At 55.9% G+C, this 24,454-nt stretch carries 20 protein-coding genes, 2 tRNA genes and 1 other RNA gene; 13 read left to right on the plus strand and 10 right to left on the minus strand.

The features are described 5' to 3' along the window. Positions 1–133: 133 nt before the first annotated feature. Genes selD through ACJ8M3_RS04295 form a run of 4 tightly spaced genes read left to right on the plus strand, consistent with a single transcriptional unit; the run spans position 134 to position 4,513 of the window. Positions 134–1,177, plus strand: coding sequence for a selenide, water dikinase SelD (gene selD / locus ACJ8M3_RS04280; RefSeq protein WP_072627528.1), 1,044 nt, complete (start codon positions 134–136; stop codon positions 1,175–1,177). An 8-nt stretch (positions 1,178–1,185) separates the two neighbouring features. Beyond that, complete coding sequence (gene mnmH / locus ACJ8M3_RS04285; protein ID WP_089197698.1) at positions 1,186–2,295, plus strand: tRNA 2-selenouridine(34) synthase MnmH; 1,110 nt, start codon at positions 1,186–1,188, stop codon at positions 2,293–2,295. Next, positions 2,295–4,220 carry a DNA topoisomerase III gene (locus tag ACJ8M3_RS04290; protein ID WP_185742213.1) on the plus strand — a complete coding sequence of 642 codons (1,926 nt, stop codon included), beginning with the start codon at positions 2,295–2,297 and terminating at the stop codon, positions 4,218–4,220. Before mnmH ends, ACJ8M3_RS04290 begins: the two co-directional genes overlap by 1 nt. After that, complete coding sequence (locus tag ACJ8M3_RS04295; RefSeq protein WP_033643308.1) at positions 4,217–4,513, plus strand: YnjH family protein; 297 nt, start codon at positions 4,217–4,219, stop codon at positions 4,511–4,513. Before ACJ8M3_RS04290 ends, ACJ8M3_RS04295 begins: the two co-directional genes overlap by 4 nt. 21 nt (positions 4,514–4,534) lie before the next feature. Here the strand turns inward: ACJ8M3_RS04295 and ACJ8M3_RS04300 are convergent, their stop codons facing one another. From ACJ8M3_RS04300 to ACJ8M3_RS04335, 8 genes are all read right to left on the minus strand, one after another. Beyond that, complete coding sequence (locus ACJ8M3_RS04300) at positions 4,535–4,936, minus strand: pyrimidine (deoxy)nucleoside triphosphate diphosphatase (RefSeq protein WP_033643307.1); 402 nt, start codon at positions 4,934–4,936, stop codon at positions 4,535–4,537. A gap of 44 nt (positions 4,937–4,980) precedes the next feature. Then, positions 4,981–5,787, minus strand: coding sequence for an exodeoxyribonuclease III (xthA, locus tag ACJ8M3_RS04305; RefSeq protein WP_004932192.1), 807 nt, complete (start codon positions 5,785–5,787; stop codon positions 4,981–4,983). Positions 5,788–5,889: 102 nt separating this feature from the next. After that, the gene (locus tag ACJ8M3_RS04310; protein ID WP_004932190.1) at positions 5,890–6,462 is read right to left on the minus strand and encodes a TIGR00730 family Rossman fold protein; all 573 of its coding nucleotides are present in this window, start codon (positions 6,460–6,462) and stop codon (positions 5,890–5,892) included. 206 nt (positions 6,463–6,668) lie between these two features. Next, a non-coding RNA gene (locus tag ACJ8M3_RS04315) (RtT sRNA) lies at positions 6,669–6,796 on the minus strand. A 48-nt stretch (positions 6,797–6,844) separates the two neighbouring features. Next, positions 6,845–6,929: transfer RNA gene (locus ACJ8M3_RS04320), tRNA-Tyr, on the minus strand. Between the two features lie 189 nt (positions 6,930–7,118). Beyond that, positions 7,119–7,203 (minus strand) — tRNA-Tyr (locus ACJ8M3_RS04325). A 175-nt stretch (positions 7,204–7,378) separates the two neighbouring features. After that, positions 7,379–8,227, minus strand: coding sequence for a formyltetrahydrofolate deformylase (purU, locus tag ACJ8M3_RS04330; protein ID WP_004932187.1), 849 nt, complete (start codon positions 8,225–8,227; stop codon positions 7,379–7,381). Between the two features lie 68 nt (positions 8,228–8,295). Further along, the gene (locus ACJ8M3_RS04335; RefSeq protein WP_033643306.1) at positions 8,296–8,760 is read right to left on the minus strand and encodes a YchJ family protein; all 465 of its coding nucleotides are present in this window, start codon (positions 8,758–8,760) and stop codon (positions 8,296–8,298) included. 118 nt (positions 8,761–8,878) lie between these two features. Between ACJ8M3_RS04335 and rssA the strand changes: the two genes are divergently transcribed. The 5 genes from rssA (at position 8,879) to ACJ8M3_RS04360 (ending at position 14,436) form a co-directional block, all read left to right on the plus strand. Beyond that, complete coding sequence (rssA, locus tag ACJ8M3_RS04340; protein ID WP_089191886.1) at positions 8,879–9,781, plus strand: patatin-like phospholipase RssA; 903 nt, start codon at positions 8,879–8,881, stop codon at positions 9,779–9,781. A 103-nt stretch (positions 9,782–9,884) separates the two neighbouring features. Then, on the plus strand, positions 9,885–10,898 hold the full coding sequence (rssB, locus tag ACJ8M3_RS04345; protein ID WP_042784707.1) for a two-component system response regulator RssB: 1,014 nt from the start codon (positions 9,885–9,887) through the stop codon (positions 10,896–10,898). A 213-nt stretch (positions 10,899–11,111) separates the two neighbouring features. Beyond that, on the plus strand, positions 11,112–12,029 hold the full coding sequence (gene galU / locus ACJ8M3_RS04350) for a UTP--glucose-1-phosphate uridylyltransferase GalU (RefSeq protein WP_033650221.1): 918 nt from the start codon (positions 11,112–11,114) through the stop codon (positions 12,027–12,029). Between the two features lie 43 nt (positions 12,030–12,072). Then, the gene (locus ACJ8M3_RS04355) at positions 12,073–13,416 is read left to right on the plus strand and encodes a UDP-glucose dehydrogenase family protein (RefSeq protein WP_033650222.1); all 1,344 of its coding nucleotides are present in this window, start codon (positions 12,073–12,075) and stop codon (positions 13,414–13,416) included. A 9-nt stretch (positions 13,417–13,425) separates the two neighbouring features. After that, complete coding sequence (locus tag ACJ8M3_RS04360; protein ID WP_033650223.1) at positions 13,426–14,436, plus strand: NAD-dependent epimerase; 1,011 nt, start codon at positions 13,426–13,428, stop codon at positions 14,434–14,436. Between the two features lie 188 nt (positions 14,437–14,624). Here the strand turns inward: ACJ8M3_RS04360 and hns are convergent, their stop codons facing one another. Beyond that, positions 14,625–15,032 carry a histone-like nucleoid-structuring protein H-NS gene (hns, locus tag ACJ8M3_RS04365; RefSeq protein ID WP_004932170.1) on the minus strand — a complete coding sequence of 136 codons (408 nt, stop codon included), beginning with the start codon at positions 15,030–15,032 and terminating at the stop codon, positions 14,625–14,627. A gap of 704 nt (positions 15,033–15,736) precedes the next feature. On the opposite strand from hns, the gene ACJ8M3_RS04370 reads away from it, so the two are divergent. Further along, positions 15,737–16,321 (plus strand): thymidine kinase, encoded by a 585-nt coding sequence (locus ACJ8M3_RS04370; protein WP_033650224.1) that lies wholly within the window; start codon positions 15,737–15,739, stop codon positions 16,319–16,321. Between the two features lie 119 nt (positions 16,322–16,440). Here the strand turns inward: ACJ8M3_RS04370 and adhE are convergent, their stop codons facing one another. Next, positions 16,441–19,113 (minus strand): bifunctional acetaldehyde-CoA/alcohol dehydrogenase, encoded by a 2,673-nt coding sequence (gene adhE / locus ACJ8M3_RS04375; protein WP_033643300.1) that lies wholly within the window; start codon positions 19,111–19,113, stop codon positions 16,441–16,443. A gap of 529 nt (positions 19,114–19,642) precedes the next feature. On the opposite strand from adhE, the gene ACJ8M3_RS04380 reads away from it, so the two are divergent. The 3 genes from ACJ8M3_RS04380 to oppA all read left to right on the plus strand — a co-directional run bounded on the left by ACJ8M3_RS04380 (position 19,643) and on the right by oppA (position 24,407). Beyond that, positions 19,643–20,287 (plus strand): YchE family NAAT transporter, encoded by a 645-nt coding sequence (locus tag ACJ8M3_RS04380; RefSeq protein WP_015378089.1) that lies wholly within the window; start codon positions 19,643–19,645, stop codon positions 20,285–20,287. Between the two features lie 695 nt (positions 20,288–20,982). Then, a complete protein-coding gene (locus ACJ8M3_RS04385; protein WP_033650226.1) occupies positions 20,983–22,620 on the plus strand; it encodes an ABC transporter substrate-binding protein in 1,638 nt (545 codons plus the stop codon). A 149-nt stretch (positions 22,621–22,769) separates the two neighbouring features. After that, positions 22,770–24,407, plus strand: coding sequence for an oligopeptide ABC transporter substrate-binding protein OppA (gene oppA, locus ACJ8M3_RS04390; RefSeq protein WP_033643298.1), 1,638 nt, complete (start codon positions 22,770–22,772; stop codon positions 24,405–24,407). Positions 24,408–24,454 lie beyond the last annotated feature (47 nt).

Here is a 24,454-nt window from a genome sequence, read left to right on the forward strand (position 1 = left end):
AAATGCGCCAAACCCCGCAAAATTGCATGGTTTCTGAGCAGGCCGTTCGCTTATCGGCGGCCCGCTCTTATCAATCCCCTCGGCAAGCGCTACCCTATGTTATCTTGAGTGCCGTTATCGAAGGGAGTGGACTATGACATCGCCAGCGATCCGTTTAACCCAGTACAGCCATGGCGCTGGCTGCGGCTGCAAAATCTCACCGAAAGTTCTCGAAACCATCCTGCACAGCGAGCGGGAGAAATTTGTCGATCCGCGTCTGTTGGTCGGCAATGAAACCCGCGACGACGCGGCGGTATATGACATCGGCAACGGCGTCGGCATTATCAGCACCACCGACTTCTTCATGCCGATCGTCGACGATCCGTTCGATTTCGGCCGCATCGCCGCCGCCAACGCCATCAGCGATGTGTACGCCATGGGCGGCAAACCGATCATGGCGATCGCCATTCTCGGCTGGCCGATCGCCAAACTGCCGCCGGAGGTGGCGCAGCAGGTGATCGACGGTGGGCGTTTCGCCTGCCAGCAGGCGGGGATCGCGCTGGCCGGCGGCCACTCCATCGATGCGCCTGAACCTATCTTCGGCCTGGCGGTCACCGGCGTGGTCAATACCGAGCGGGTGAAGAAGAACAGCGCCGCGCAGGCCGGGGCTAAACTCTATCTGACCAAGCCGCTGGGCATCGGCGTGCTGACGACCGCCGAGAAGCAAAGCAAGCTGCGCCCCGAGCATCAGGGGCTGGCGACGGACGTGATGTGCCGCCTTAACAAGCCGGGCGCCGACTTTGCCGAGGTGGCGGGCGTCACGGCGATGACCGACATCACCGGTTTTGGCCTGCTGGGCCACCTGAGCGAGGTATGTCAGGGTTCCGGCCTGCAGGCGACGGTCTGGTTCGATCGGGTGCCGAAGCTGCCGGACGTCGAGGCGTATATTGCCGAGGGCTGCGTGCCGGGCGGTACCGGGCGCAACTTCGACAGCTATGGCCATCTGGTGGGCGAGATGAGCGATCTGCAGCGCCAGTTGCTGTGCGATCCTCAGACCTCCGGCGGTTTGCTGTTGGCGGTATTGCCGGAGGCGGAAGCGCAGGTGCTGGCGATTGCCGAACAGCATGGCATTACGCTCAACGCCATTGGCGAGCTGCATGTGGCATCGGCCGATAAGCCGCTGATCGAGGTCGTGTAGTGTCCAACATGCAAGGAAGGCCGGACAGCGACGATTACCAACGCATTTTCCTGCAGGACGTGCCGCTGATTGACGTGCGCGCGCCGATCGAGTTTCAGCAGGGCGCCTTCGCTCAGGCGCTGAACCTGCCGCTGATGATCGACAGCGAGCGGCAGGCGGTGGGCACCTGCTATAAACAGTATGGGCAGCAAGCGGCGATAGCGCTCGGCCACAGTCTGGTGAACGGCAAACTGCGCGAACAGCGCACCGCCGCCTGGCTGGCGGCCTGTGCGCAGCGGCCCGAAGGCTATCTCTATTGCTTCCGCGGCGGTCTGCGCTCGCAGCTGGTGCAGCAATGGCTGCATGAGGCCGGCGTCGAGTACCCGCGTATCATTGGCGGTTATAAGGCGCTGCGCAATTATTTGCTCGGCGTGCTGGCGCAAAGCGCAGCATTGCCGATGGCCCTGGTGGGCGGCAATACCGGCAGCGGCAAGACGTTGCTGGTCAACGAACTGGCCGACGGCGTCGATCTGGAAGGCGCGGCGCGCCATCGCGGTTCATCTTTTGGTCGAACGCTGGCGGGCCAGAGCTCGCAGATCGATTTTGAGAATCGTCTGGCTGTGTTATTGCTGAAAAAACAGCATGGTGGCAGCCGCCGTTGGGTGCTGGAAGACGAAGGGCGGATCATCGGCAGCAACAATTTGCCGCTGCCGTTGTTCAATGGGATGCAGCAGGCGCCGGTGGCGGTGATCGACGATCCGTTCGACATTCGCCTGGCGCGTTTGCAGGCGGAATATATCGACGGCATGCGCGAACAGTTCGAACAGGCCTATGGCATGGAAGAGGGCTGGCGACAGTACGACGACTATCTGCACCACGGCCTGTTCGCCATACGCCGCCGCCTGGGGCTGGAACGCTTCCAGCAGCTAACGCAACGACTGGAAGCGGCGCTGCGGACACAGCGGCTCAGCGGCCAGGGCGAGGCGCACCGCGAGTGGCTGGCGCCCCTGTTGCAGCAGTACTACGATCCGATGTATTGCTATCAGTTGGAAAAGAAAGCCCAGCGGATTGTCTTCCGTGGGAACTATGCAGAAGTAAGAGAATTCTTGATGACGTTCAGCCAGAAAAACGGTGAATAATGCGACTGTTCATAGCCGAGAAACCGAGTTTGGCGCGCGCCATTGCCGACGTATTGCCCAAGCCGCATCGCCGCGGCGACGGGTATATCGCCTGCGGCAACAACGATGTGGTGACCTGGTGCGTCGGCCACCTGTTGGAGCAGGCTCAGCCTGACGCTTATGACAGCCGCTATGCGCGCTGGTCGTTGGCGGATCTGCCGATCATTCCTGAAAAATGGCGGTTGCAGCCGCGGCCGTCGGTCAGTAAACAGCTCAACGCCATTAAAAAGTTGCTGCTTGAAGCCGATGAAGTGGTTCATGCCGGCGACCCGGATCGCGAAGGGCAACTGCTGGTGGATGAGGTGCTGGACTACCTGGGTCTGACGCCGGAAAAACGCCAGAACGTGCGCCGCTGTCTGATCAACGATCTCAACCCGCAGGCGGTGGAACGCGCGGTTGAACGCCTGCGCGACAACCGTGACTTCATCCCGCTGTGCGTGTCCGCCCTTGCGCGCTCACGCGCCGACTGGCTGTACGGCATCAATATGACCCGCGCTTATACGCTGCTGGGCCGCAACGCCGGTTATGACGGCGTGTTGTCGGTGGGCAGGGTGCAGACGCCGGTGCTGGGGTTGGTGGTGCGGCGCGATGAAGAGATCGAAAACTTCGTGCCGAAAGACTTCTTTGAGGTCAAGGCGCACATCGTTACGCCGAAAGAAGAGCGTTTCGTGGCGCTGTGGCAGCCCAGCGAGTCGTGCGAGCCTTATCAGGACGAAGAGGGGCGCTTGCTGCACCGGCCGTTGGCGGAGCACGTGGTCAAGCGCATCGAGGGCCAGCCGGCGCTGGTCACGTCCTATAACGATAAACGGGAATCAGATACCGCGCCGCTGCCGTTTTCGCTCTCCACGCTGCAAATCGAAGCGGCCCGGCGTTATAACCTCAGCGCCCAACAGGTGCTGGACGTTTGCCAGCGGTTGTACGAAACCCATAAATTAATCACCTATCCGCGTTCCGACTGCCGCTACCTGCCGGAAGAACATTTCGCCGGCCGTCACGCGGTGCTGAACGCCATCAGCGTGCACCAGCCTGAGCTGTATCCGCAGCCGGTGATCGACAGCGATCGCCGCAACCGTTGCTGGGACGATAAAAAAGTCGATGCGCACCACGCTATCATTCCCACCGCCCGTGCCGGCAAGATTAATCTGACTCAGGATGAACGGAACGTGTATGGGCTGGTGGCGCGCCAGTATCTGATGCAGTTTTGTCCGGATGCGGTATTCCGCAAATGCGTGATTGAGCTGGATATCGCCGGCGGCAAATTTATCGCCAAGGCGCGTTTCCTGGCGGAAGCCGGTTGGCGTACGCTGCTGGGCAGCAAGGAGCGCGACGAAGAAAACGAAGGCGCACCGCTGCCGGTGGTGGCTAAAGATGATGAGCTGCTGTGTGAGCGCGGTGAGGTGGTGGAGCGCCAGACGCAGCCCCCGCGGCCGTTTACCGACGCCAGTCTGTTGTCGGCCATGACCGGCATTGCGCGCTTCGTACAAGATAAAGCGCTAAAGAAAATCCTGCGGGCGACCGATGGTTTAGGTACGGAAGCGACGCGAGCGGGGATCATCGAATTGCTGTTCAAACGGGCGTTTCTGTACAAGAAGGGACGCTATATTCACTCCAGCGAAACCGGGCGCGCGTTGATTCACTCGCTGCCGGATCTTGCTGCGCGTCCTGATATGACGGCAAACTGGGAGGCAACGCTGACGCAAATCAGCGAGAAATCCTGCCGTTATCAGGACTTTATGCAGCCGTTGGTCGGCACGCTGCAAGAGCTGATTTATCAGGCCAAGCAGAGCCGGGCGAGCATGGCGTTCCGTGGGTTGCCGCCGCCGCCTTCCAGCGGAGGCAAAAAACGCAGGAAAAGCGCCGGCAAGGCGCAGGAGAAGAGTGAATGAAGCACGGACTCAATGGGGTGCTGGCTGCCGCTGCCCTGGCCTACTGCGGCCTGGCGGCCGCCAACCGGGGCGATGTGGACGTGGTGTTGCCGGTTTCGCCGGAGATTTGGGGGACGGCGAAAAACGGCGCCAATTCGCCACCGGCGCAACCCTGCAACCGCTGTTGCGTCTACCAGAATCAAAACTATTCCGAAGGCGCGGTGCTCAAAGTCGAAGGAGAAGTGCTGCAGTGCGTGCGTGAGCCTAACACCATCGGCACCAACCCCTTGATTTGGGTGCGATTGAAGAAGTGACCATGTAACCTATCGCCGCGCTCAGCGTGCATCGCCTTGCGCGGCGATATAGTCCGCCAGCAGTGGAACGTCGGCCGGGGCCAGGGTATATTCCTGCGCCTGTTGCGGCGTGACCCACACCAGCGCTGAGTGACAATGCAGCTGCAATTCACCGGAGAACTCCGCGACTCGCCAGGCGTGTAGCCGGATGAGGCGTTCGCCTTGCTGCCACTGATTGCAGCCCACATAGTTGCCGATACGGGCGCAAATCCCCAATTCTTCATCCAGTTCGCGCGCCAGCGCCTGCGGTTGGCTTTCACCCGGCTCAACTTTGCCGCCGGGAAACTCCCACAGACCGGCCTGATCGCTGTCTGCGCCGCGCTGGGCCAGCAAAATGCGGCCATTTTTTTCCAGAATGGCGGCTACCACGTCGATAATTTTCATTGGCTTCACAGAGTAAAACCCCGGCGGACGCCGGGGTGATGGGGTTACAGCGTAAATTCCGCCCAGACCGGCGCATGGTCGGAAGGTTTCTCCATGCCGCGGGTTTGGTAATCGATGCCGGTGGCGATGCAGCGCGAAGCCAGCGGGGTGCTGGCCAGCAGCAGATCGATACGCAGACCGCGGTTGTCGTCGAACCCTTTGGAGCGGTAGTCGAACCATGAGAACTCGTCGTTGCGCCCCGGGTTGGCGTGGCGGTAGGTATCGACCAGGCCCCAGTTCAGCAGGCGATCCATCCATTCGCGCTCTTCCGGCAGGAAGGAGCATTTACCGGTGCGCAGCCAGCGTTTGCGGTTGTCTTCGCCGATGCCGATATCGTAATCGCTGGGGCTGATATTCATGTCGCCCATGATCAGCACCGGGGATTCCGCCGACAGCTGCTGCTCCAGGTAGTTTTGCAGATCCTGATAAAAGCGTGTTTTAGCCGGGAATTTGATCGGGTGGTCGCGGCTTTCACCTTGCGGGAAGTAGCCGTTGATCACCGTCAGCGTGCCCTGCGGCGTAGCCAGATCGGCCATGATGATGCGACGCTGCGCGTCTTCTTCATCGGTCGGGAAGCCGCGGCGCACGGCCAGGGGCTCCGCTTTGGTCAGCAGCGCCACGCCGTAATGGCCTTTTTGCCCGTGATAGAACACGTGATAGCCGTGCTGGCTGACTTCTTCCAATGGGAACATGTCATCGTGAACTTTGGTTTCCTGCAGACCGATCACGTCGGGCTGGTGCTGTTCGATAATTGCCGCCAGCTGATGCGGACGCGCGCGCAGTCCATTGATATTAAAAGAGACAAACTTCATGAGCGGTGCCGTTTTCACGAGAAAAATGTGCTGTGATAGTAGCAGAGTTTGGCGGGAAATGTAACGCAGACAGCGGCGAGCCCGCTGACTGCGCAGCCGGCATTATTTCGCCCAGCGGTCGTAATTTTTGGGTTGATAGTCGTCAAACTGTTGCAGCAGCGTTTGCGCCGATTCGCTGATGTGCAGCGTACCGAGATAGTCGTGGCGCATGAAGCCCTGATCGGCGACGTGTTCGAGGAACTGGCTCAGTGGGCGGTAGAAACCGTTGACGTTCAGCAGGCCGACCGGTTTGTTGTGATACCCGATTTGCCCCCAGGTCCAGATTTCAAACAGCTCTTCCAGCGTGCCGATGCCGCCGGGCAGGGCGATAAAACTGTCCGCCAGCGCCGCCATACGGGCTTTGCGCGTATGCATGTCTGGCACCACTTCCAATTCAGTCAGGCCGCGATGCGCCGTTTCCGCTTCAACCAGGCGCTCGGGGATAATGCCGACAGCTTCACCGCCCGCCGCCAACACCGCGTCCGCCACAATCCCCATCAGTCCTTTTTTGCCGCCGCCGTAGATTAAACGGCGTCCCTGTGCGGCCAGCAATTGCCCCAGTTGGCGAGCCTGCTCGGCATAAGCGGGATTGACACCTTCGCTGGCGCCACAAAAAACGCAAATATTGTTTCGCATCCACCTGTTCCTTACTGCACTAAAGAAGCCAGTGGTATAGCGAATTGTCGGCCGGAGTTCAAGTTACGGGCGGAGGAGAGAAATAAAACGTCTGGATGGAAGCGGTTAATAAGGGGAGATAACTTGATTTATTGATACGAGAACATTGGATGCAACGTGTTGGATGCGATGTGCTTTAAGTGGGTTTTGGGATTTTCTGCGAGGGATGGTGGTGGGGGAAGGATGATTCGTCGCTGCGCGACTCACCCTGCGGGCCGCGCTGAAGCGCGTTGTCTCACTGCGTGAGACTCGAACCTTGGTCGAAGCTTCTCATCCTTCCCCAATACGGAGCATTATGGATGCGATGTGCTTTTAATTCGGTTTTGGGATTTTCTGTAAGAGATGGTGGTGGGGGAAGGATTCGAACCTTCGAAGTCTGTGACGGCAGATTTACAGTCTGCTCCCTTTGGCCGCTCGGGAACCCCACCATGGTATTCATGGATTTGCTGATTTTTTAAGGAATGGGCTAAATTCCTATTGTGTGCTTCTAAGGATTACCGCGCTAAAGCGCGTTGTCTCGCTGCGCTCGGCTCGAACCTTGTCGAAGCTTCTCATCCTCCCCCCCGGCGTTTAATGATATTTCAGCTTTCGCTTCAAGTTCATCAACAGAGAGAAGATGGTGGTGGGGGAAGGATTCGAACCTTCGAAGTCAGTGACGGCAGATTTACAGTCTGCTCCCTTTGGCCGCTCGGGAACCCCACCATATACATGGCTATTTAACTGGCCTTGCTTGCGAGAGCGCTGTCTCGGTAAGCGGGGCGCATCATATCAAATGAAGCGGATGTGTAAAGCATTGAAATGCAGAAAATGAATCGTTTGCCGTTTTTTTATTCTTGGCGGTGCATCCCTGAACGAAATGCACCGATTTATTGAGCGATTACAGAATAACGGTGCGATTGCCGTAGACGAAGACGCGCTGCGCCAACACCTGATACAGGGCTCGGCTGAGCACGTTTTTCTCTACGTCGCGGCCGGCGCGCATCATATCCTCGGCGGAATAGGTGTGATCGACGTGGATCACGTCCTGCATGATGATCGGGCCTTCGTCGAGATTGTCGTTAACGTAGTGAGCCGTGGCGCCGATGATTTTCACGCCGCGTTCGTAGGCCTGGTGATAAGGCCGCGCGCCGATAAACGCCGGCAGGAACGAATGGTGAATGTTGATCACCTGATTCGGATAATGTTGCACGAAGGCCGGCGTCAGCACGCGCATATATTTGGCCAACACCACGTAATCCGGCTGATATTGATCGATCTTGGCCGTCATTTCGCGGTCGTGCTGTTCGCGCGTCAATCCTTCGTGGCTCACCAGATGGAAAGGAATATCGAAACGCTCCACCAGCGTTTGCAGCGTGTCGTGGTTGCCGATTACGGCGGCGATCTCAACGTCGAGGCCGCCATAGGCGCTTTTCATCAACAGATCGCCCAGGCAGTGCGCCTCTTTGGTGACCAGCACCACGATGCGCCGACGTCCGGTGCTGTGCAACTCACGCAGCGAACCTTCCGGCAGAGCGCTGTCCAGATCGGCCAGCAGCGTGTTGTCGTTGAAAATGCCTTCCAGCTCGGTGCGCATGAAGAAACGCCCGGTGCGGTGATCGACGAACTCATTATTCTGGACGATATTGAGCTCGTGCTTGTAACAGATGTTGGTGATCTTGGCGATCAGCCCTTTGGCGTCCGGGCAGATGGTGCGTAACACTTTTCGTTGTACATTTTGGTGTGGCATGGGTTTGAGGATCCTGTCTGATACTGAACGGCCTGTCTGCGCAGGCGTTAACGTGAAGCGCCGGCCGGCTAGCGCCCGCAGCACTTCTTATATTTTTTCCCTGAGCCGCAGGGACATATCGCATTTCGGCCGGGCTGGGGCTTGCTGCCGTCGATATAATACCAACGTTGATCGCGACGAAGGAAGCGTGAGCGCTCATGCATCGCCTGGGGCTCGCCGCTTTCGCCATCGGTGAAGCGGGCGATGAATTCGACGAAGCCTTCGTCCGGCTCATGGCCGGTTTGCTCCTCGACGATCGTCAAGCCCAGCCATTCGGTGTTTTTGAAACTGTCGACGATCGCATTGCGCCATGCTTCGGCACCGCAGTCGGGGTGCCAGGTGGCGATCAGATAGTCGACGTTATGATTCACGTAGGCGGTGAAGCGTGAACGCATCAGTTGGCCGGGCGTCGGCGCCGGCTGACTGCCGCTGATAAAAGGGGCGCAGCACGCGTTATACGCCAGTCCGCTGCCGCATGGGCATGATTCGGGCAAAATAACTCCTGAGAAAACGAGGCTGAAAATGAATTTAGCGCATATGTTACCTAACAATATTCGTCAGTGACAATCTACCCTGAAAGCAGAGAACACCTTTTACCGAGAGGATGGCGCTATGCGGCAAATCAAGATCGGACTGGCGCTGGGGGCGGGCTCGGCTAAAGGCTGGGCGCACATCGGCGTGATCAACGCGTTAAAGAAACTGGGGATTGAGGTCGATATCGTTGCCGGCTGCTCTGTCGGTGCGTTGGTGGGGGCGGCATTCGCCAGTCACCGTTTGCCGGTGATGGAGCAGTGGGTGCGGTCGTTCAGCTATTGGGACGTCATTCGTCTGATGGATTTTTCCTGGCAGCGCGGCGGTTTGTTGCGCGGCGATCGGGTGTTCACTGCCGTCGGGCAACTGTTGAAGATCAATGATATTGCCGAATGTGCGCTGAAGTTCGGCGCCGTGACGACCAATCTCAGCACCGGCCGCGAACTGTGGCTGACCGAAGGCGATATTCATCAGGCGGTGCGCGCTTCTTGCAGCATGCCAGGCCTATTGGCGCCAGTGTGGGCCGACGGCTATTGGCTGGTGGACGGCGCGGTGGTCAATCCGGTACCGGTGTCGCTCTGCCGGGCGCTGGGCGCCGATATTGTCATTGCGGTCGATCTGCAGCATGACGCGCATTTGATGCAGCAGGATCTGTTCTCGATACGCGGCGAGGACGAACGCCCGGACGATACGCCTGCGGAGACCTGGCGCGGGCGCCTGCGGGAGCGCGTCGGCAGAATGCGCAAGCGCAAACCGACGACGGCGCCGACGGCGATGGAGATTATGAGCACGTCGATTCAAATGCTGGAAAATCGCCTGAAGCGCAACCGGATGGCGAGCGATCCGCCGGACGTTTTGATCCAGCCTTTTTGCCCGCAGATCTCAACGCTGGATTTCCACCGCGCCGATGAAGCGATCGAGGCGGGGTTGCTGGCGGTTGAAAAACAACTGGATCGGTTGTTGCCGTTGATAAAAAATAGATAATTCGCGGTTCTTGGTTGGCAATGCGCGGTTGGTCTGTTTCAGACGAGCATAAGTGACCTTTTTGAGCCACTATTACACTATGGAAAGGGACGAGGCTCGGCTGATGGCATTACCACTCACTCACAAGCGTATCTTGATCGTTGAGGACGAACAGGTTTTTCGTTCCGTGCTGGTCGGTTATCTGACCTCGCTGGGCGCTGAAACCGGCGAGGCGACCAACGGTTTACAGGCGCTGAGTGCCGTCGATGACTTCAAGCCGGATCTGATTCTGTGCGATCTCGCGATGCCGGAAATGGGCGGCATCGAATTCGTTGAACACCTGCGTCTGCAGGGGCTGCAGATCCCGGTGCTGGTGATCTCGGCTACCGACAAGATGGCGGACATCGCCAAGGTGCTGCGTTTGGGCGTACAAGATGTGCTGCTGAAGCCGCTGACCGATCTCAATCGCCTGCGTGAGGCGGTGCTGGCGTGTTTATACCCCAATATGTTTACCTCCCAGGCGATTGAAGAGGTTGAGCTGTTTCAGGATTGGGACGCGCTGAGCAAGAATCCTTCCGAAGCCGTCAAACTGCTTAAGCAATTGCAGCCGCCGGTGCAGCAAACCATTGCGCATTGCCGGATCAACTATCGCCAGTTAACCACGGGCGAAAATCCCGGGCTGGTGCTGGATATCGCGGCATTGTCAGAAAAAGACCTGGCGTTCTATTGCCTGGACGTCACGCGCGCCGGTGATAATGGCGTATTGGCGGCGCTGCTGTTGCGCGCATTATTTAATGGGTTGCTGCAAGACCATCTGGCTAATCAACAACATCGCCTGCCGCAAATGTCGGCATTGTTAAAGCAGGTTAATCAATTATTGCGGCAGGGGAAATTAGAGGGCCAATTCCCGCTGTTGCTGGGATATTATCACGCCGAAAATAAAAACCTGATTCTGGTTTCCGCCGGGCTGCATGCCAACGTCAATACCGGCGACAATCAAATTCAGCTGAGCAACGGCGTGCCGCTGGGCACGCTGGGCGCCACCTACATGAACCAGATCAGTCAACGCTGTACGGCCTGGCAATGTCAGGTATGGGGCAGCGGCGGCCGATTGCGGCTGATGCTCAGCGCCGAATAATGGACGTTGATCGGCGATATCTTAAGCTATTCACTTATCGGTAATTAAACCGTTTATTTTTTCTCCCGATTATCAGAACGGGTAATAGTCCTAAATGTTTTCTATTTGTGTTCTGGTTAATGCCAGGCGCGCATAAGCTGGTATACTCCGAAGGTTTTTTTATATCGAGCCCAAGCTCATAAAATGAGCGCTTCAGCTTTAAGAGAGGAAATAATGCCTGCTGTAAATCGCAAAGTCAGAAAAGCCGTGATCCCGGTTGCAGGCTTGGGTACGCGGATGTTGCCGGCCACCAAAGCCATTCCGAAAGAAATGTTGCCGCTGGTTGATAAACCGCTGATCCAATACGTCGTCAATGAGTGCATTGCGGCAGGGATTAACGAGATTGTGCTGGTCACCCACTCCTCCAAGAACTCGATCGAAAACCATTTTGATACCAGTTTTGAACTGGAAGCGATGCTGGAAAAACGCGTCAAGCGTCAACTGCTCGATGAAGTGCAGTCAATCTGCCCGAAGGGCGTTACCGTGATGCAAGTCCGCCAGGGGAATGCCAAAGGCTTGGGGCACGCGATTATGTGCGCCTACCCGATGGTGGGCGATGAGCCGGTCGCGGTGGTGTTGCCGGACGTGATCCTTGACGAATACAGTGCCGATCCGAAAAAAGACAACTTGCACGACATGCTGCAGCGCTTCGAAACCACCGGCATCAGCCAGATCATGGTTGAACCTGTGCCGCATAAAGATGTTGGCAACTACGGCGTAGCCGACTGTAAGGGCGTCGAATTGCATCCGGGCGAAAGCGCGCCGATGGTCAGCGTGGTCGAGAAGCCGTCTCCGGAGAAAGCGCCTTCCAACCTGGCGATTGTCGGTCGTTATGTCCTCTCCGCCGATATCTGGCCGCTGTTGGCGAAAACGCCTCCGGGCGCCGGCGACGAAATTCAGCTGACTGACAGCATCGAAATGCTGATGCAGCAGGAAACGGTGGAAGCGTATCACCTGAAAGGCGTGAGCCATGACTGCGGTAACAAACTGGGTTACATGCAGGCCTTCGTGGAATACGGCATGCGCCATGCCAGCCTGGGCAAAGAATTTTCTCAGTGGCTGCAACAGGTTGTTGCCGCTGACAAGAAGTAATTGAGTGATCTTTCGTCTTAATTTGAAAAACTAGGATTTTCACATGAAAGTAACAGTTTTTGGTATTGGTTATGTGGGTCTGGTGCAGGCCGCCGTACTGGCTGAAGTAGGCCATGACGTTATGTGTATTGACGTCGATGAGCGAAAAGTCGAAAACCTGAAAAAAGGGAATATCCCGATTTTCGAACCGGGTCTGACGCCGCTGGTGCAGCAAAACTATGAGGCCGGCCGTCTGCATTTCACCACCGATGCCAAAGCGGGCGTGGCGCACGGGACTATCCAGTTCATCGCCGTCGGCACGCCGCCGGATGAAGACGGTTCCGCCGATCTGAAGTACGTCACCGCGGTGGCGCGCACTATCGCCGAGCACATGACCGATCGCAAAGTGGTGATCGACAAATCCACCGTGCCGGTCGGTACGGCGGACAAGGTGCGTCAGGTGATGGCTGAAACGCTGGCGAAACGCGGCAGCAACGTGCCGTTTGACGTGGTATCCAACCCGGAGTTCCTGAAGGAAGGCGCGGCGGTGGCAGACTGCATGCGTCCTGAGCGCATCGTGATCGGTACCGACAATAAAGATGTGATCGAGCCTATTCGCGAGCTGTACGAACCGTTTAACCGCAATCACGATCGTATGATCATGATGGATATCCGCAGCGCGGAGCTGACCAAATATGCCGCTAACTGCATGCTGGCGACCAAGATCAGCTTTATGAACGAAATGTCCAACCTGGCGGAAATGCTGGGCGCGGACATTGAGAAAGTGCGTCAGGGTATCGGTTCCGACTCACGCATCGGCTATCACTTCATCTACCCGGGTTGCGGCTACGGCGGCTCTTGCTTCCCGAAAGATGTCCAGGCGCTGATCCGTACGGCGGAGCAGATCGGTTACCAACCGAAGCTGTTGCAGGCGGTAGAGCAGGTCAACTATCAGCAGAAAGACAAGCTGAACAGCTTTATCAACGACTACTTCGGCGGCGATCTGAAGGGCAAAACCTTCGCGCTGTGGGGGCTGGCGTTCAAGCCGAATACCGATGACATGCGTGAAGCTTCCAGCCGCGTGCTGATGGAACAGCTGTGGGCCGCAGGCGCCATCGTTCAAGCCTACGATCCGGAGGCGATGAACGAAGTTCAGCGCATCTATGGCCAGCGTGACGATTTGAAGCTGGTGGGCACCAAAGAGGCTGCATTGCACGGCGCCGATGCGCTGGTGATCTGCACCGAATGGCAGAACTTCCGCGCGCCGGACTTCGATGTGATCAAGGGCGCGTTGAAGCAGCCGGTGATCTTCGATGGCCGTAACCTGTACGATCCGGAGCGTTTGGAAAATCGCGGCTTTACCTATTACGCAATTGGCCGCGGCGCCTCGATTAAACCGGTTATTTAAGGAGTGAGCATGAAATTCCTGGTTACAGGCGCCGCAGGGTTTATTGGCTATCACGTTGCAGAGCGTTTGTTGACCGCCGGTCATCAGGTTGTCGGCATTGATAACCTGAATGATTATTATGACGTGGGCCTGAAAATGGCCCGTCTGGATCGACTGGCGGATAAGCCGGGATTCCGCTTTATCAAGCTGGATTTGGCCGATCGTGAAGGCATGGCGGCATTGTTTGCCGAGCATCAGTTCCAGCGAGTCATTCATTTGGGGGCTCAAGCCGGCGTACGTTATTCGCTGGTCAATCCGTTGGCTTATGCCGATGCCAACCTGATCGGTCATTTAAACGTTTTGGAAGGCTGCCGTCATAATAAGGTTGAGCATTTACTTTACGCCTCTTCCAGCTCGGTATATGGCCTGAATCGCAAGCTGCCGTTCGCCACCGAAGATTCTGTCGATCATCCGGTGTCACTGTATGCGGCGACTAAAAAAGCCAACGAGCTGATGTCACACAGCTATTCCCATTTATACGGTCTCCCGACGACCGGACTGCGGTTCTTTACGGTATATGGTCCCTGGGGGCGCCCGGATATGGCGCTGTTCAAGTTTACCAAAGCCATATTGGCCGGGGAGAGCATCGACGTATATAACCACGGTGAAATGCACCGAGATTTTACTTACATCGATGACATCGCCGAGGCGATAGTGCGGTTGCAGGCGGTTATTCCGCAGGCGGATCCGTCATGGACCGTTGAACAGGGATCGCCGGCAACCAGTTCCGCGCCGTATCACGTTTATAATATCGGCAATAACACCCCCGTTAAACTGATGGAATATATCAGTGCGTTGGAGAAGGCATTGGGGGTGACGGCCCGTAAGAATATGCTGCCGATGCAACCGGGCGATGTGATGGATACCAGCGCGGATACGGAAGAGCTTTATCGTGACATTGGCTTTAAACCGGAAACCAGCGTTGAAGAGGGCGTGAAGCGCTTTGTTGACTGGTATAAGGCATTCTATCAGGTTCAATAATTGAACGCGGATAAATGCGATAGAAGGGGCCTTTGGGTCCCTTTTTTTTCGCTGCGATCTCATGTACGGCGCAAAAGCGAATTAGGATATTTACTAAAAGGAGAGAGGAATGACGGGATCAGGGTTATACGCTCTAAAAATGAAAAGGCCCCCCGCAGGGAGCCTTTCAGATACGGACTGAATCGCTATTACAGCAGGAAATCATCCAGAGATTTACCTTGCTCTTCGATTGCTTTCTTAATCACCGCAGGAGTACGGCCTTGGCCGGTCCAGGTTTTCAGTTCGCCGTTTTCGTCTTTATATTGGTATTTAGCTGGACGTGCTGCACGTTTTGCTTTGCCGGCAGCCTTGTTGGCAGCCATGGTTTGCAGCAGTTCATTTGGATCGATACCGTCAGCAATCAGCATTTCGCGGTATTGCTGCAGTTTACGAGTGCGTTCTTCGATTTCTGCTTGAGCCTGGCTGTCTTCTTCGCGACGTTCGTTCACAACAACTTCCAGTTTCTCGAGCATTTCTTCCAGCGTTTCCAGTGTGCATTCTCTTGCCTGGGCGCGCAGAGTGCGGATGTTGTTCAAAATCTTTAATGCTTCGCTCATTGTCCTAGTCTCAAATTATATTGGTGGGGGGCGTCTCGATAATAATAGAGTGCTCTTTTCTTTTCTGCAATAGCCAAATTGGCTTGAATACTCAAATTTACCTTTAAAAAAACCGTTAATCGGATCAGTCCGACTAATAATAGGAAGGGCTGTTAACTATTACCCTTGGCACGCTTAAGTCAAAATTTCAGCAGACAGGCTTTAAAAGGCGCGTATCACAAGGCTTTCATCGATAAGTTATCGTAGTAATTTATATCAATATTACAATGAGTTCTGTGGGCTTAATCACGCCACGGCAGGCCAGACATTGTAAACAATAGGGGTATATAGGTAAAGATTGCGTCAGTAAACCTTGGCGCGTCGGCGCAGGTGATTAAATGCCCGGTATTGGGCTCGCGTATAATAGACGGGGGCTCCGCCGCGGCTGCAGCGCCAGCGAGAGGGAATGGGCAAGTCGGCATTAATGGGCAAATCACCGGGCTTAACCATTAGCAAGAATTAATAGTGATGACAGGCATACATTATCCTGTAAATAGCTGTAAAAAGAACAGGCCGACAGAACGATATGTTTCGCTTGAAAGCGCATTATTACGGCGAACGCAATATTCGTTCGCTTTGGGCTGAGCCGGGGGGGCGGGTTATGGTACACTTACCGTCCTAATCAACATTTTGAATATTTCTTATACCATCGGAGTTGCGGGGCCATGGCTCAACTTTATTTTTATTACTCTGCGATGAATGCCGGCAAGTCCACCGCGCTGCTACAGTCTTCATATAACTATCAAGAGCGCGGTATGCGCACGCTGGTGTTCACTGCGGAGATCGATCACCGCTTTGGCGTAGGCAAAGTCAGTTCGCGCATTGGTTTATCCTCGCAGGCGCAGCTCTATAACAACGACTCGATGCTGTACGCCATGATCCAGCAAGAGCATCAACAGCAGCCGGTGCATTGTGTGCTGCTGGATGAAAGCCAATTCCTGACCAAAGCGCAGGTTGAGCAATTATGCGATGTGGTGGACCAACTGGACATTCCCGTATTGTGTTACGGCTTGCGTACCGATTTTCTCGGCGAGTTGTTTACCGGCAGCCAATATTTGCTGGCCTGGGCCGATAAACTGGTGGAATTGAAAACCATCTGTCACTGCGGGCGTAAAGCCAACATGGTGTTGCGGTTGGATGAGAATGGCAAGGCGATGCACGCCGGCGAGCAGGTGGTGATTGGCGGTAACGAGAGCTATGTCTCCGTCTGTCGCAAGCATTATAAAGAGGCGATTCACTCCCTGGAGTAGGGGCGAAAATGCCGCCAGCGCCCGCTGAGGCGTTTTGGCGGCGGGATAAGAAAAACCGCGCGCTAGGCGCAATAAAAAACCCGCCATTCGGCGGGTTTTTTCATCGGTTCACGGAACCGTTATTTCTTGGGCTTCTTTACCGCGGTTTTGGCTGCGACCGGTGCAGCCGCTTCCTCTTCCACCGTTTCGCTGAACTCGCGGCCATAGAAGGTATCCAGCATGATTTGCTTGAGTTCGGCAATCAGCGGATAGCGTGGGTTGGCGCCGGTGCATTGGTCGTCGAAAGCGTCTTCCGACAGCTTGTCGACTTTCGCCAGGAAGTCGGCTTCCTGCACACCCGCCTCACGGATGGAAGCTGGGATGCCCAACTCGGTTTTCAGCTCGTCCAGCCAGGCCAGCAACTTCTCAATCTTCTGCGCGGTGCGGTCGCCCGGCGCGCTCAGGCCGAGGTGGTCGGCGATTTCAGCGTAGCGGCGGCGCGCCTGAGGGCGGTCGTACTGGCTGAAGGCCGTCTGCTTGGTTGGGTTGTCGTTCGCGTTGTAACGAATGACGTTGGAAATCAGCATCGCGTTCGCCAGGCCGTGCGGAATGTGGAACTCCGAACCCAGTTTGTGCGCCATGGAGTGACAAACCCCGAGGAAGGCGTTGGCGAAAGCGATACCGGCGATGGTGGCGGCGTTGTGCACGCGTTCACGGGCAACCGGGTTCTTCGCGCCTTCTTTATAGCTGGCCGGCAGATACTCTTTCAACAGTTTCAACGCTTGCAGCGCCTGGCCGTCAGAGTATTCGTTCGCCAGCACCGACACGTAGGCTTCCAGCGCGTGGGTCACCGCATCCAGGCCGCCGAAGGCGCACAGGGATTTCGGCATGTTCATCACCAGGTTGGCGTCGACAATCGCCATGTCCGGGGTCAGCGCATAGTCGGCCAGCGGGTATTTCTGCCCGGTGGCGTCGTCGGTCACGACGGCGAATGGCGTGACTTCCGAACCGGTGCCTGACGTCGTGGTGATGGCGATCATCTTCGCTTTGACGCCCATTTTCGGGAACTTGTAGATACGCTTGCGGATGTCCATGAAGCGCAGCGCCAGATCCTCGAAGTGGGTTTCAGGATGTTCGTACAGCACCCACATGATTTTCGCGGCGTCCATCGGCGAACCGCCGCCCAGCGCGATGATGACGTCCGGTTTGAAGGAGTTCATCTGCTCGGCGCCTTTACGCACGATGCTCAGCGTCGGATCGGCTTCCACTTCGAAGAACACTTCGGTTTCGATGCCGTGTGACTTGAGAACCTTGGTGATCTGGTCAGCATAGCCGTTGTTGAACAGGAAACGGTCGGTCACGATGAAGGCGCGTTTCGCCCCGTCGGTCGCCACTTCTTCCAGCGCGATTGGCAGCGAGCCACGGCGGAAGTAGATCGATTTCGGAAGTTTATGCCACAACATGTTTTCTGCTCGCTTCGCTACAGTTTTCTTGTTGATCAGGTGCTTAGGTCCGACGTTTTCAGAGATGGAGTTACCACCCCAGGAACCGCAACCCAGCGTCAGCGAAGGCGCGAGTTTGAAGTTATACAGGTCGCCGATACCGCCCTGAGAAGCCGGGGTGTTGATCAGGATGCGAGCCGTTTTCATTTTATCGCCGAAGTAGGCGATGCGAGCCGTTTGGTTATCCTGGTCGGTATACAGGCAAGAGGTGTGCCCGATACCGCCCATGGCGACCAATTTTTCGGCTTTGGCGACGGCGTCTTCGAAGTCTTTGGCGCGGTACATCGCCAGCGTCGGCGACAGTTTTTCATGGGCGAAAGGTTCGGACTCGTCGACCAGCTTCACTTCGCCGATCAACACTTTGGTGTTGGCCGGCACTTTAATGCCCGCCATCTCGGCGATTTTCGGCGCGGATTGCCCGACGATGGCCGCGTTCAGGCCGCCGTTTTTCAGGATGATGTCCTGCACCGCCTTCAGTTCTTTGCCCTGCAGCAGATAGCCGCCGTGGGAAGCGAAGCGCTCGCGTACCGCATCATAGATAGCGTCAACGACGATGACCGACTGTTCGGAAGCGCAGATAACGCCGCTGTCGAAGGTTTTGGACATCAGGATAGAGGCGACCACGCGTTTGATGTCTGCGGTCTCGTCCACCACGACCGGCGTGTTACCGGCGCCTACGCCGATTGCCGGTTTGCCGGAGCTGTAGGCGGCTTTCACCATGCCCGGGCCACCGGTGGCCAGGATCAGGTTGATGTCAGGGTGGTGCATCAGCTGGTTGGACAGCTCGACGGTAGGTTGGTCGATCCAACCGATGATGTCTTTCGGCGCGCCGGCGGCGATAGCGGCTTGCAGCACGATGTCGGCGGCTTTGTTGGTGGCATTCTTCGCACGCGGGTGCGGCGAGAAGATGATGCCGTTGCGGGTTTTCAGGCTGATCAGCGCTTTGAAGATCGCGGTAGAAGTTGGGTTGGTGGTAGGAACGATACCGCAAATCAGGCCGATAGGTTCGGCGATGGTGATGGTACCGAAAGTGTCATCTTCAGACAGGATGCCACAGGTTTTTTCATCTTTATAGGCGTTGTAGATGTACTCGGAAGCGAAGTGGTTTTTGATCACTTTGTCTTCGACGATACCCATTCCGGATTCTTCCACGGCCATTTTGGCCAACGGGATACGGGCATCAGCAGCGGCGAGGGCGGCAGCGCGGAAGATTTTATCCACTTGCTCTTGAGTGAAGTTGGCATATTCGCGCTGGGCTTTTTTGACACGTGCGACAAGCTCGTTCAGTTCAGCGACATTCGTTACAGCCATAATGCTCTCCTGATAATGTTAAACTCTTTCAGTAAATAAGCCGTGCGAGCCACTAGTATAGTCGTAACGGGGATAAGCGGTGATGAGAATACCGGGGTCTTCCCGCGTTATTTCTTCGCATGCTGCTGATTTGCTTAAAGAGCTTCACCCTACGCCAACCGGAGGGGCAGGCAGTGAGGAGAACGGAACCGGCGATGCCGCGGCCTACTTTGTTCTACTCCCTGACTACGACTAAGAGCTTACCCACTGTTGGGTAGTTGATTTGTGATCTAAATCATGAAAAGTGCAAGCTGACACCTTTCAGCTTGGTGTTTTTGAGAGTGATTCTCAATAACTGTGATCGGTGACTCTTTTTTCAACATAAAAAATCAAAAGGCCATACATCACTTTAACAAAGGGCATTTGTTTTGTTGCCTAACTTGCTGGTAGTCAAAAATGCTGCTCTGGCCGGATGGATTACCCGCGGCAATTCCATTACATTAGCGCGCATAGTCAGCACACCTTTACAGCAATTAACGCGGAGCCATCTGTGGGCCAATCTCTGTTGGATCTTTCCGGCTTTATCAAGTTCTTTGTCGGTCTGTTTGCGCTGGTCAACCCGGTGGGCATCTTGCCGGTATTTATCAGTATGACCAGTTACCAGGCGGAAGCGGGGCGCAATAAAACCAACCTGACCGCCAACCTGTCGGTTGCCATCATTCTATGGACATCGCTGTTCCTGGGGGAAGGGATATTGCGGATGTTCGGCATCTCCATCGATTCGTTCCGCATCGCCGGCGGTATTTTGGTGGTGACCATCGCCATGTCGATGATCAGCGGCAAGCTGGGTGAAGATAAGCAGAACAAACAGGAGAAATCGGAGAGCGCGATCCGCGAAAGCATCGGCGTGGTGCCGTTAGCGCTGCCATTGATGGCGGGGCCGGGGGCGATCAGTTCCACCATCGTGTGGAGTTCCCGTTATCACAATTGGCAAAGCCTGCTCGGCTTTACGGTGGCGATCGCCTTATTCGCTTTTTGCTGCTGGTTATTGTTCCGCGCCGCGCCGCTGTTGGTGCGTTTGCTTGGGCAGACCGGCATCAACGTGATCACCCGTATCATGGGCCTGTTGCTGATGGCGCTCGGGATCGAATTTATCGTTACCGGCATTAAGGCGATATTCCCCGGCCTGTTGTAATCGCTCTCGCTTGGCCGCGCCTCTGACCTTGAGCGCGGCTAAAATTAATTTTAAAAGTTAAATTATTTATTGGTTCGCATTATTATAGTGCACAAGATGAATAAAATTTATGCCATTGCACTCTTATGTTGCATAAATCTCATGTTGCTGCTTAAAAAAAACGCTAAGCGTTATTTCAGACACTTTTCTTTCCCCATTTCCGCGCGTTTTCTCCTCGTTAAACGGTAAAGCTGTTGTTAAATTAATCACATCATTCTGTGGGGCTTGTCTCACTTTCATCCAGGTGTTATTAGTGATTAACCGCCTGTAGGCAGGTGTTTGTTCTTTGAATGGCTGGTTTGTTAACTGAATGTTTCTTTGTGCGGCAATGGTATTGCGTCGACAGTTTCAAATGAAACTAATTTTGAGTTTTATCCTTTAAAATCAAAGTTTTTTTCATGTCTTCCTTTGCCCTTCATCACAAGGGCCGGATCGGGCTTGGTGCGATAAAAGAGAATTGCTTAACATTTTTGTAAAATTTATTGGCTATGGAATTTGGCTTCTGCTAATTTCCGAGCAACTTTCCCGTGGTCAATTAACTGAAATGCGCCATAAAAACGGGAATGATTTTTGCTGGTATCCGTTTATTTAGAATTCTTATAAACACTTCACAAACTTCGATAAGCGATGCTTGTCGGTGAAAAGGAGCCTCGATTATGCAGCAAACCCTGAAGCGCACTTCTTTGACCTTGTTGATTAGCGGCGCGTTGAGCGTCATTGCCGTAAATAGCAGTTTGGCGGCGGAGGTTCCGGCCGGCGTCCAATTGGCGCAGCAGCAGAATATTGTCATCAACAACGGCAGCGAAGTGGCTTCATTGGATCCGCATAAGGTCGAGGGCGTACCCGAAAGCAATATCATTCTTAACCTGCTGGAAGGGCTGGTGAGCACCGACGCCAACGGGCATGTGGTACCGGCGGCGGCGGCGAGCTGGGAAAACCAGGATTATCGGCAGTGGACCTTCCACCTGCGCCCCGGCGCGGTATGGAGCGACGGCAGCCCGGTCACCGCGCAAGACTTCGTCTACAGTTGGCAGCGCCTGGCCGATCCGAAAATCGCTTCTCCCTACGCCAGTTACCTGCAGTACACCAAAGTCGAGAATATCGACGACATCCTGACCGGCAAAAAGAGTCCGCAGACTCTCGGCGTCAAGGCGCTGGACGATCAAACGCTGCAGGTGACCCTGAGCGAACCGGTGCCGTATTTCATCAGCATGCTGAGCCACACGTCGCTCAAACCGGTCAAACGCGCGGTGGTGGAGAAATTCGGCGATAAATGGACGCTGCCCGCTAACTATGTCGGCAACGGCGCTTACCGCCTGAAAGAGTGGGTGGTGAACGAGCGCATTGTGCTGGAGCGCAGCCCGAGCTACTGGAATAACAAGCAGACGGTGATCAATCAGGCGACCTTCCTGCCGATCGCTTCTGAAGTCAGCGACGTCAATCGCTTCCGCAGCGGCGAGATCGATATCACCAACAGCGCCATTCCGCCGTACCTGTACGTCAAAATGAAGCGCGAAGTGCCCGAGCAACTGCACGTTAACCCTTATCTGTGCACTTTCTATTACGAACTCAATAACCAGCGGGCGCCGTTCACCGATCCGCGGGTGCGTGCGGCGGTGAAGATGACGCTGGATCGCGACATTATCGCCAACAAAATCATGGGCCAGGGGCAGATCCCGGCCTACAGCTTCACGCCGACCTTCACCGAAGGCGCCAACTTCACGCAGCCCGCGTGGGCCGGCTGGAGCCAGGAGCAGCGCAACGCCGAAGCCAAAAAACTGCTGGCGGAAGCGGGTTACAGCGCCGCCAAGCCGCTGAAGTTCTCGCTGCTGTACAACACCTCCGATCAAAACAAACAGCAGGCGATCGCCGCCGCATCGATGTGGAAGAAGAACCTCGGCGCCGACGTCACGCTGCGCAACCAGGAGTGGAAGACTTCGCTGGAAAGCCGCCATCAGGGGCAGTACGACGTGGCGCGCGCCACCTGGTGCGGGGATTACAACGAGCCGAGCGCCTTCCTGAACCTGGTGCTGTCCAACAGCAGCATCAACACCGTGTTTTACAAGAGCCCGGCGTTCGACGCCATCATGGCCGCCACGCTGAAGGCGCCGGATGAAGCCGCGCGCGCCGCGCTCTACCAACAGGCGGAAACGCAGTTGGACAAAGACTCCGCATTGATTCCGGTGTATTACCGCGTCAGTGCGCGTTTGATCAAACCGACGGTAGGCGGGTTCACCGGCAAAGATCCGCTGGACTATACCGACGTTAAAAATCTGTACATCATCAAGCAGTAAAAGGGGTATTCCTCACGCTGAACCGCAGGGGAATATGGGGAAGGCCCGCCGCCGCATTCGTTCCGCAGCGGCGGGAAAACAGAGTCCGCTTACGGGCAACGCAGGTTCCACGAAGAGCCTGTGATAATAAAAAACTGGAGTCGATAAGTATGACCAACATCACGAAGAAAACCCTCATTGCCGCCGGCGTCATCGCCGCGCTCGGCATCACAGCAACCACCTCCGCCTTCGCGGCCGACGTTCCTGCAGGCGTGCAACTGGCCGACAAGCAAGAAATCGTCAAAAACAACGGTTCCGAAGTGCAGTCGCTTGACCCGCATAAAATCGAGGGCGTGCCGGAAAACAACGTGACCCGCGATCTGATGGAAGGCCTGGCGAACAACAGCCCGGACGGTTCCATCGTGCCGGGCGTCGCGGAAAGCTGGGATAACAAGGATTTCAAAGTCTGGACCTTCCACCTGCGTAAAGACGCCAAATGGTCCAACGGCAAGCCGGTGACGGCGCAAGATTTCGTTTACAGCTGGCAGCGCGTGGTGGATCCGAAAACCGCGTCGCCTTACGCCAGCTACCTGCAGTACGCCCACGTAGAAAATGTCGATGACATCATCGCCGGTAAAAAAGACAAGTCGACGCTGGGCGTGAAGGCCATCGACGACCACACCTTCCAGGTGACCCTGAGCGAGCCGGTGCCTTATCTGGTTGAAATGACCCCGCACTACGCCATGAAACCGGTCTATAAGGACGCGGTAGAGAAGTTTGGCGAGAAGTGGACGCTGCCGGCCAACTACGTCAGCAACGGCGCCTACAAACTGAAAGACTGGGTTGTCAACGAACGCATCGTACTGGAACGTAACCCGGAATACTGGGATAACGCCAAAACCATCATCAATAAAGTGACGTTCCTGCCTATTTCGTCGGAAGTGACCGACGTTAACCGCTACCGCACCGGTGAAATCGACATGACCTACAACAACATGCCGATCGAACTGTTCCAGAAGTTGAAGAAAGAGATCCCGAAAGAGGTGCACGTCGATCCTTATCTGTGCACCTACTATTACGAAATCAACAACCAGAAGGCGCCGTTCACCGATGCGCGCGTGCGTGAAGCGCTGAAGCTGGGCATGGACCGCGACATCATCGTCAACAAGGTGAAAAACCAGGGCGATCTGCCGGCCTACAGCTTTACGCCGCCATACACCGACGGCGCCAAGCTGACCCCGCCGGAGTGGTTCGGCTGGACGCAGGAAAAACGCAACGAAGTGGCGAAGAAACTGCTGGCGGACGCCGGCTACGGCCCGGGTAAACCGCTGACCTTCTCCCTGCTGTACAACACCTCCGACTTGCACAAGAAGCTGGCGATCGCCGCCGCCTCCATCTGGAAGAAAAACCTGGGCGTGGACGTGAAGCTGGTGAACCAGGAGTGGAAAACCTTCCTGGATACCCGCCATCAGGGCACCTATGACGTATCGCGCGCCGGCTGGTGCGCCGACTACAACGAACCGAGTTCGTTCCTGAACATGATGCTGTCCGACAGCAGCAGTAACACCCCGCACTACAAGAGCGCCGAGTTCGACAAGCTGATGGCCAACGTGTTGACCGCGAAGACCAAAGACGAGCGCGCCGATCTGTATCAGAAAGCGGAAGTTCAGCTGGATAAAGATTCCGCCATCGTTCCGCTGTATTACTACGTGAACGCCCGTTTGGTGAAACCTTACGTCGGTGGCTACACCGGCAAAGACCCGCTTGATAACGTGTACGACAAAAACCTGTACATCATCAAGCATTGATACGGTAAGAGCCGGCGGCGTAGGCCGCCGGCCCATGTTGAGAATAA

The organism is Serratia sp. CY55921 (assembly GCF_052167655.1).
Classification (GTDB): Bacteria; Pseudomonadota; Gammaproteobacteria; order Enterobacterales; family Enterobacteriaceae; genus Serratia; species Serratia ureilytica.

Coding starts and splice junctions, on each gene's coding strand:
- adhE (WP_033643300.1), bottom strand. CDS start 19,113: ATGGCTGTAACGAATGTCGCTGAACTGAACGAGCTTGTCGCACGTGTC.
- ACJ8M3_RS04290 (WP_185742213.1), top strand. CDS start 2,295: ATGCGACTGTTCATAGCCGAGAAACCGAGTTTGGCGCGCGCCATTGCC.
- ACJ8M3_RS04295 (WP_033643308.1), top strand. CDS start 4,217: ATGAAGCACGGACTCAATGGGGTGCTGGCTGCCGCTGCCCTGGCCTAC.
- mnmH (WP_089197698.1), top strand. CDS start 1,186: ATGCAAGGAAGGCCGGACAGCGACGATTACCAACGCATTTTCCTGCAG.
- oppA (WP_033643298.1), top strand. CDS start 22,770: ATGACCAACATCACGAAGAAAACCCTCATTGCCGCCGGCGTCATCGCC.
- rssB (WP_042784707.1), top strand. CDS start 9,885: ATGGCATTACCACTCACTCACAAGCGTATCTTGATCGTTGAGGACGAA.
- xthA (WP_004932192.1), bottom strand. CDS start 5,787: ATGAAGTTTGTCTCTTTTAATATCAATGGACTGCGCGCGCGTCCGCAT.
- purU (WP_004932187.1), bottom strand. CDS start 8,227: ATGCCACACCAAAATGTACAACGAAAAGTGTTACGCACCATCTGCCCG.
- ACJ8M3_RS04370 (WP_033650224.1), top strand. CDS start 15,737: ATGGCTCAACTTTATTTTTATTACTCTGCGATGAATGCCGGCAAGTCC.
- rssA (WP_089191886.1), top strand. CDS start 8,879: ATGCGGCAAATCAAGATCGGACTGGCGCTGGGGGCGGGCTCGGCTAAA.
- galU (WP_033650221.1), top strand. CDS start 11,112: ATGCCTGCTGTAAATCGCAAAGTCAGAAAAGCCGTGATCCCGGTTGCA.
- ACJ8M3_RS04360 (WP_033650223.1), top strand. CDS start 13,426: ATGAAATTCCTGGTTACAGGCGCCGCAGGGTTTATTGGCTATCACGTT.
- selD (WP_072627528.1), top strand. CDS start 134: ATGACATCGCCAGCGATCCGTTTAACCCAGTACAGCCATGGCGCTGGC.
- ACJ8M3_RS04310 (WP_004932190.1), bottom strand. CDS start 6,462: ATGCGAAACAATATTTGCGTTTTTTGTGGCGCCAGCGAAGGTGTCAAT.
- ACJ8M3_RS04355 (WP_033650222.1), top strand. CDS start 12,073: ATGAAAGTAACAGTTTTTGGTATTGGTTATGTGGGTCTGGTGCAGGCC.
- ACJ8M3_RS04385 (WP_033650226.1), top strand. CDS start 20,983: ATGCAGCAAACCCTGAAGCGCACTTCTTTGACCTTGTTGATTAGCGGC.
- ACJ8M3_RS04300 (WP_033643307.1), bottom strand. CDS start 4,936: ATGAAAATTATCGACGTGGTAGCCGCCATTCTGGAAAAAAATGGCCGC.
- hns (WP_004932170.1), bottom strand. CDS start 15,032: ATGAGCGAAGCATTAAAGATTTTGAACAACATCCGCACTCTGCGCGCC.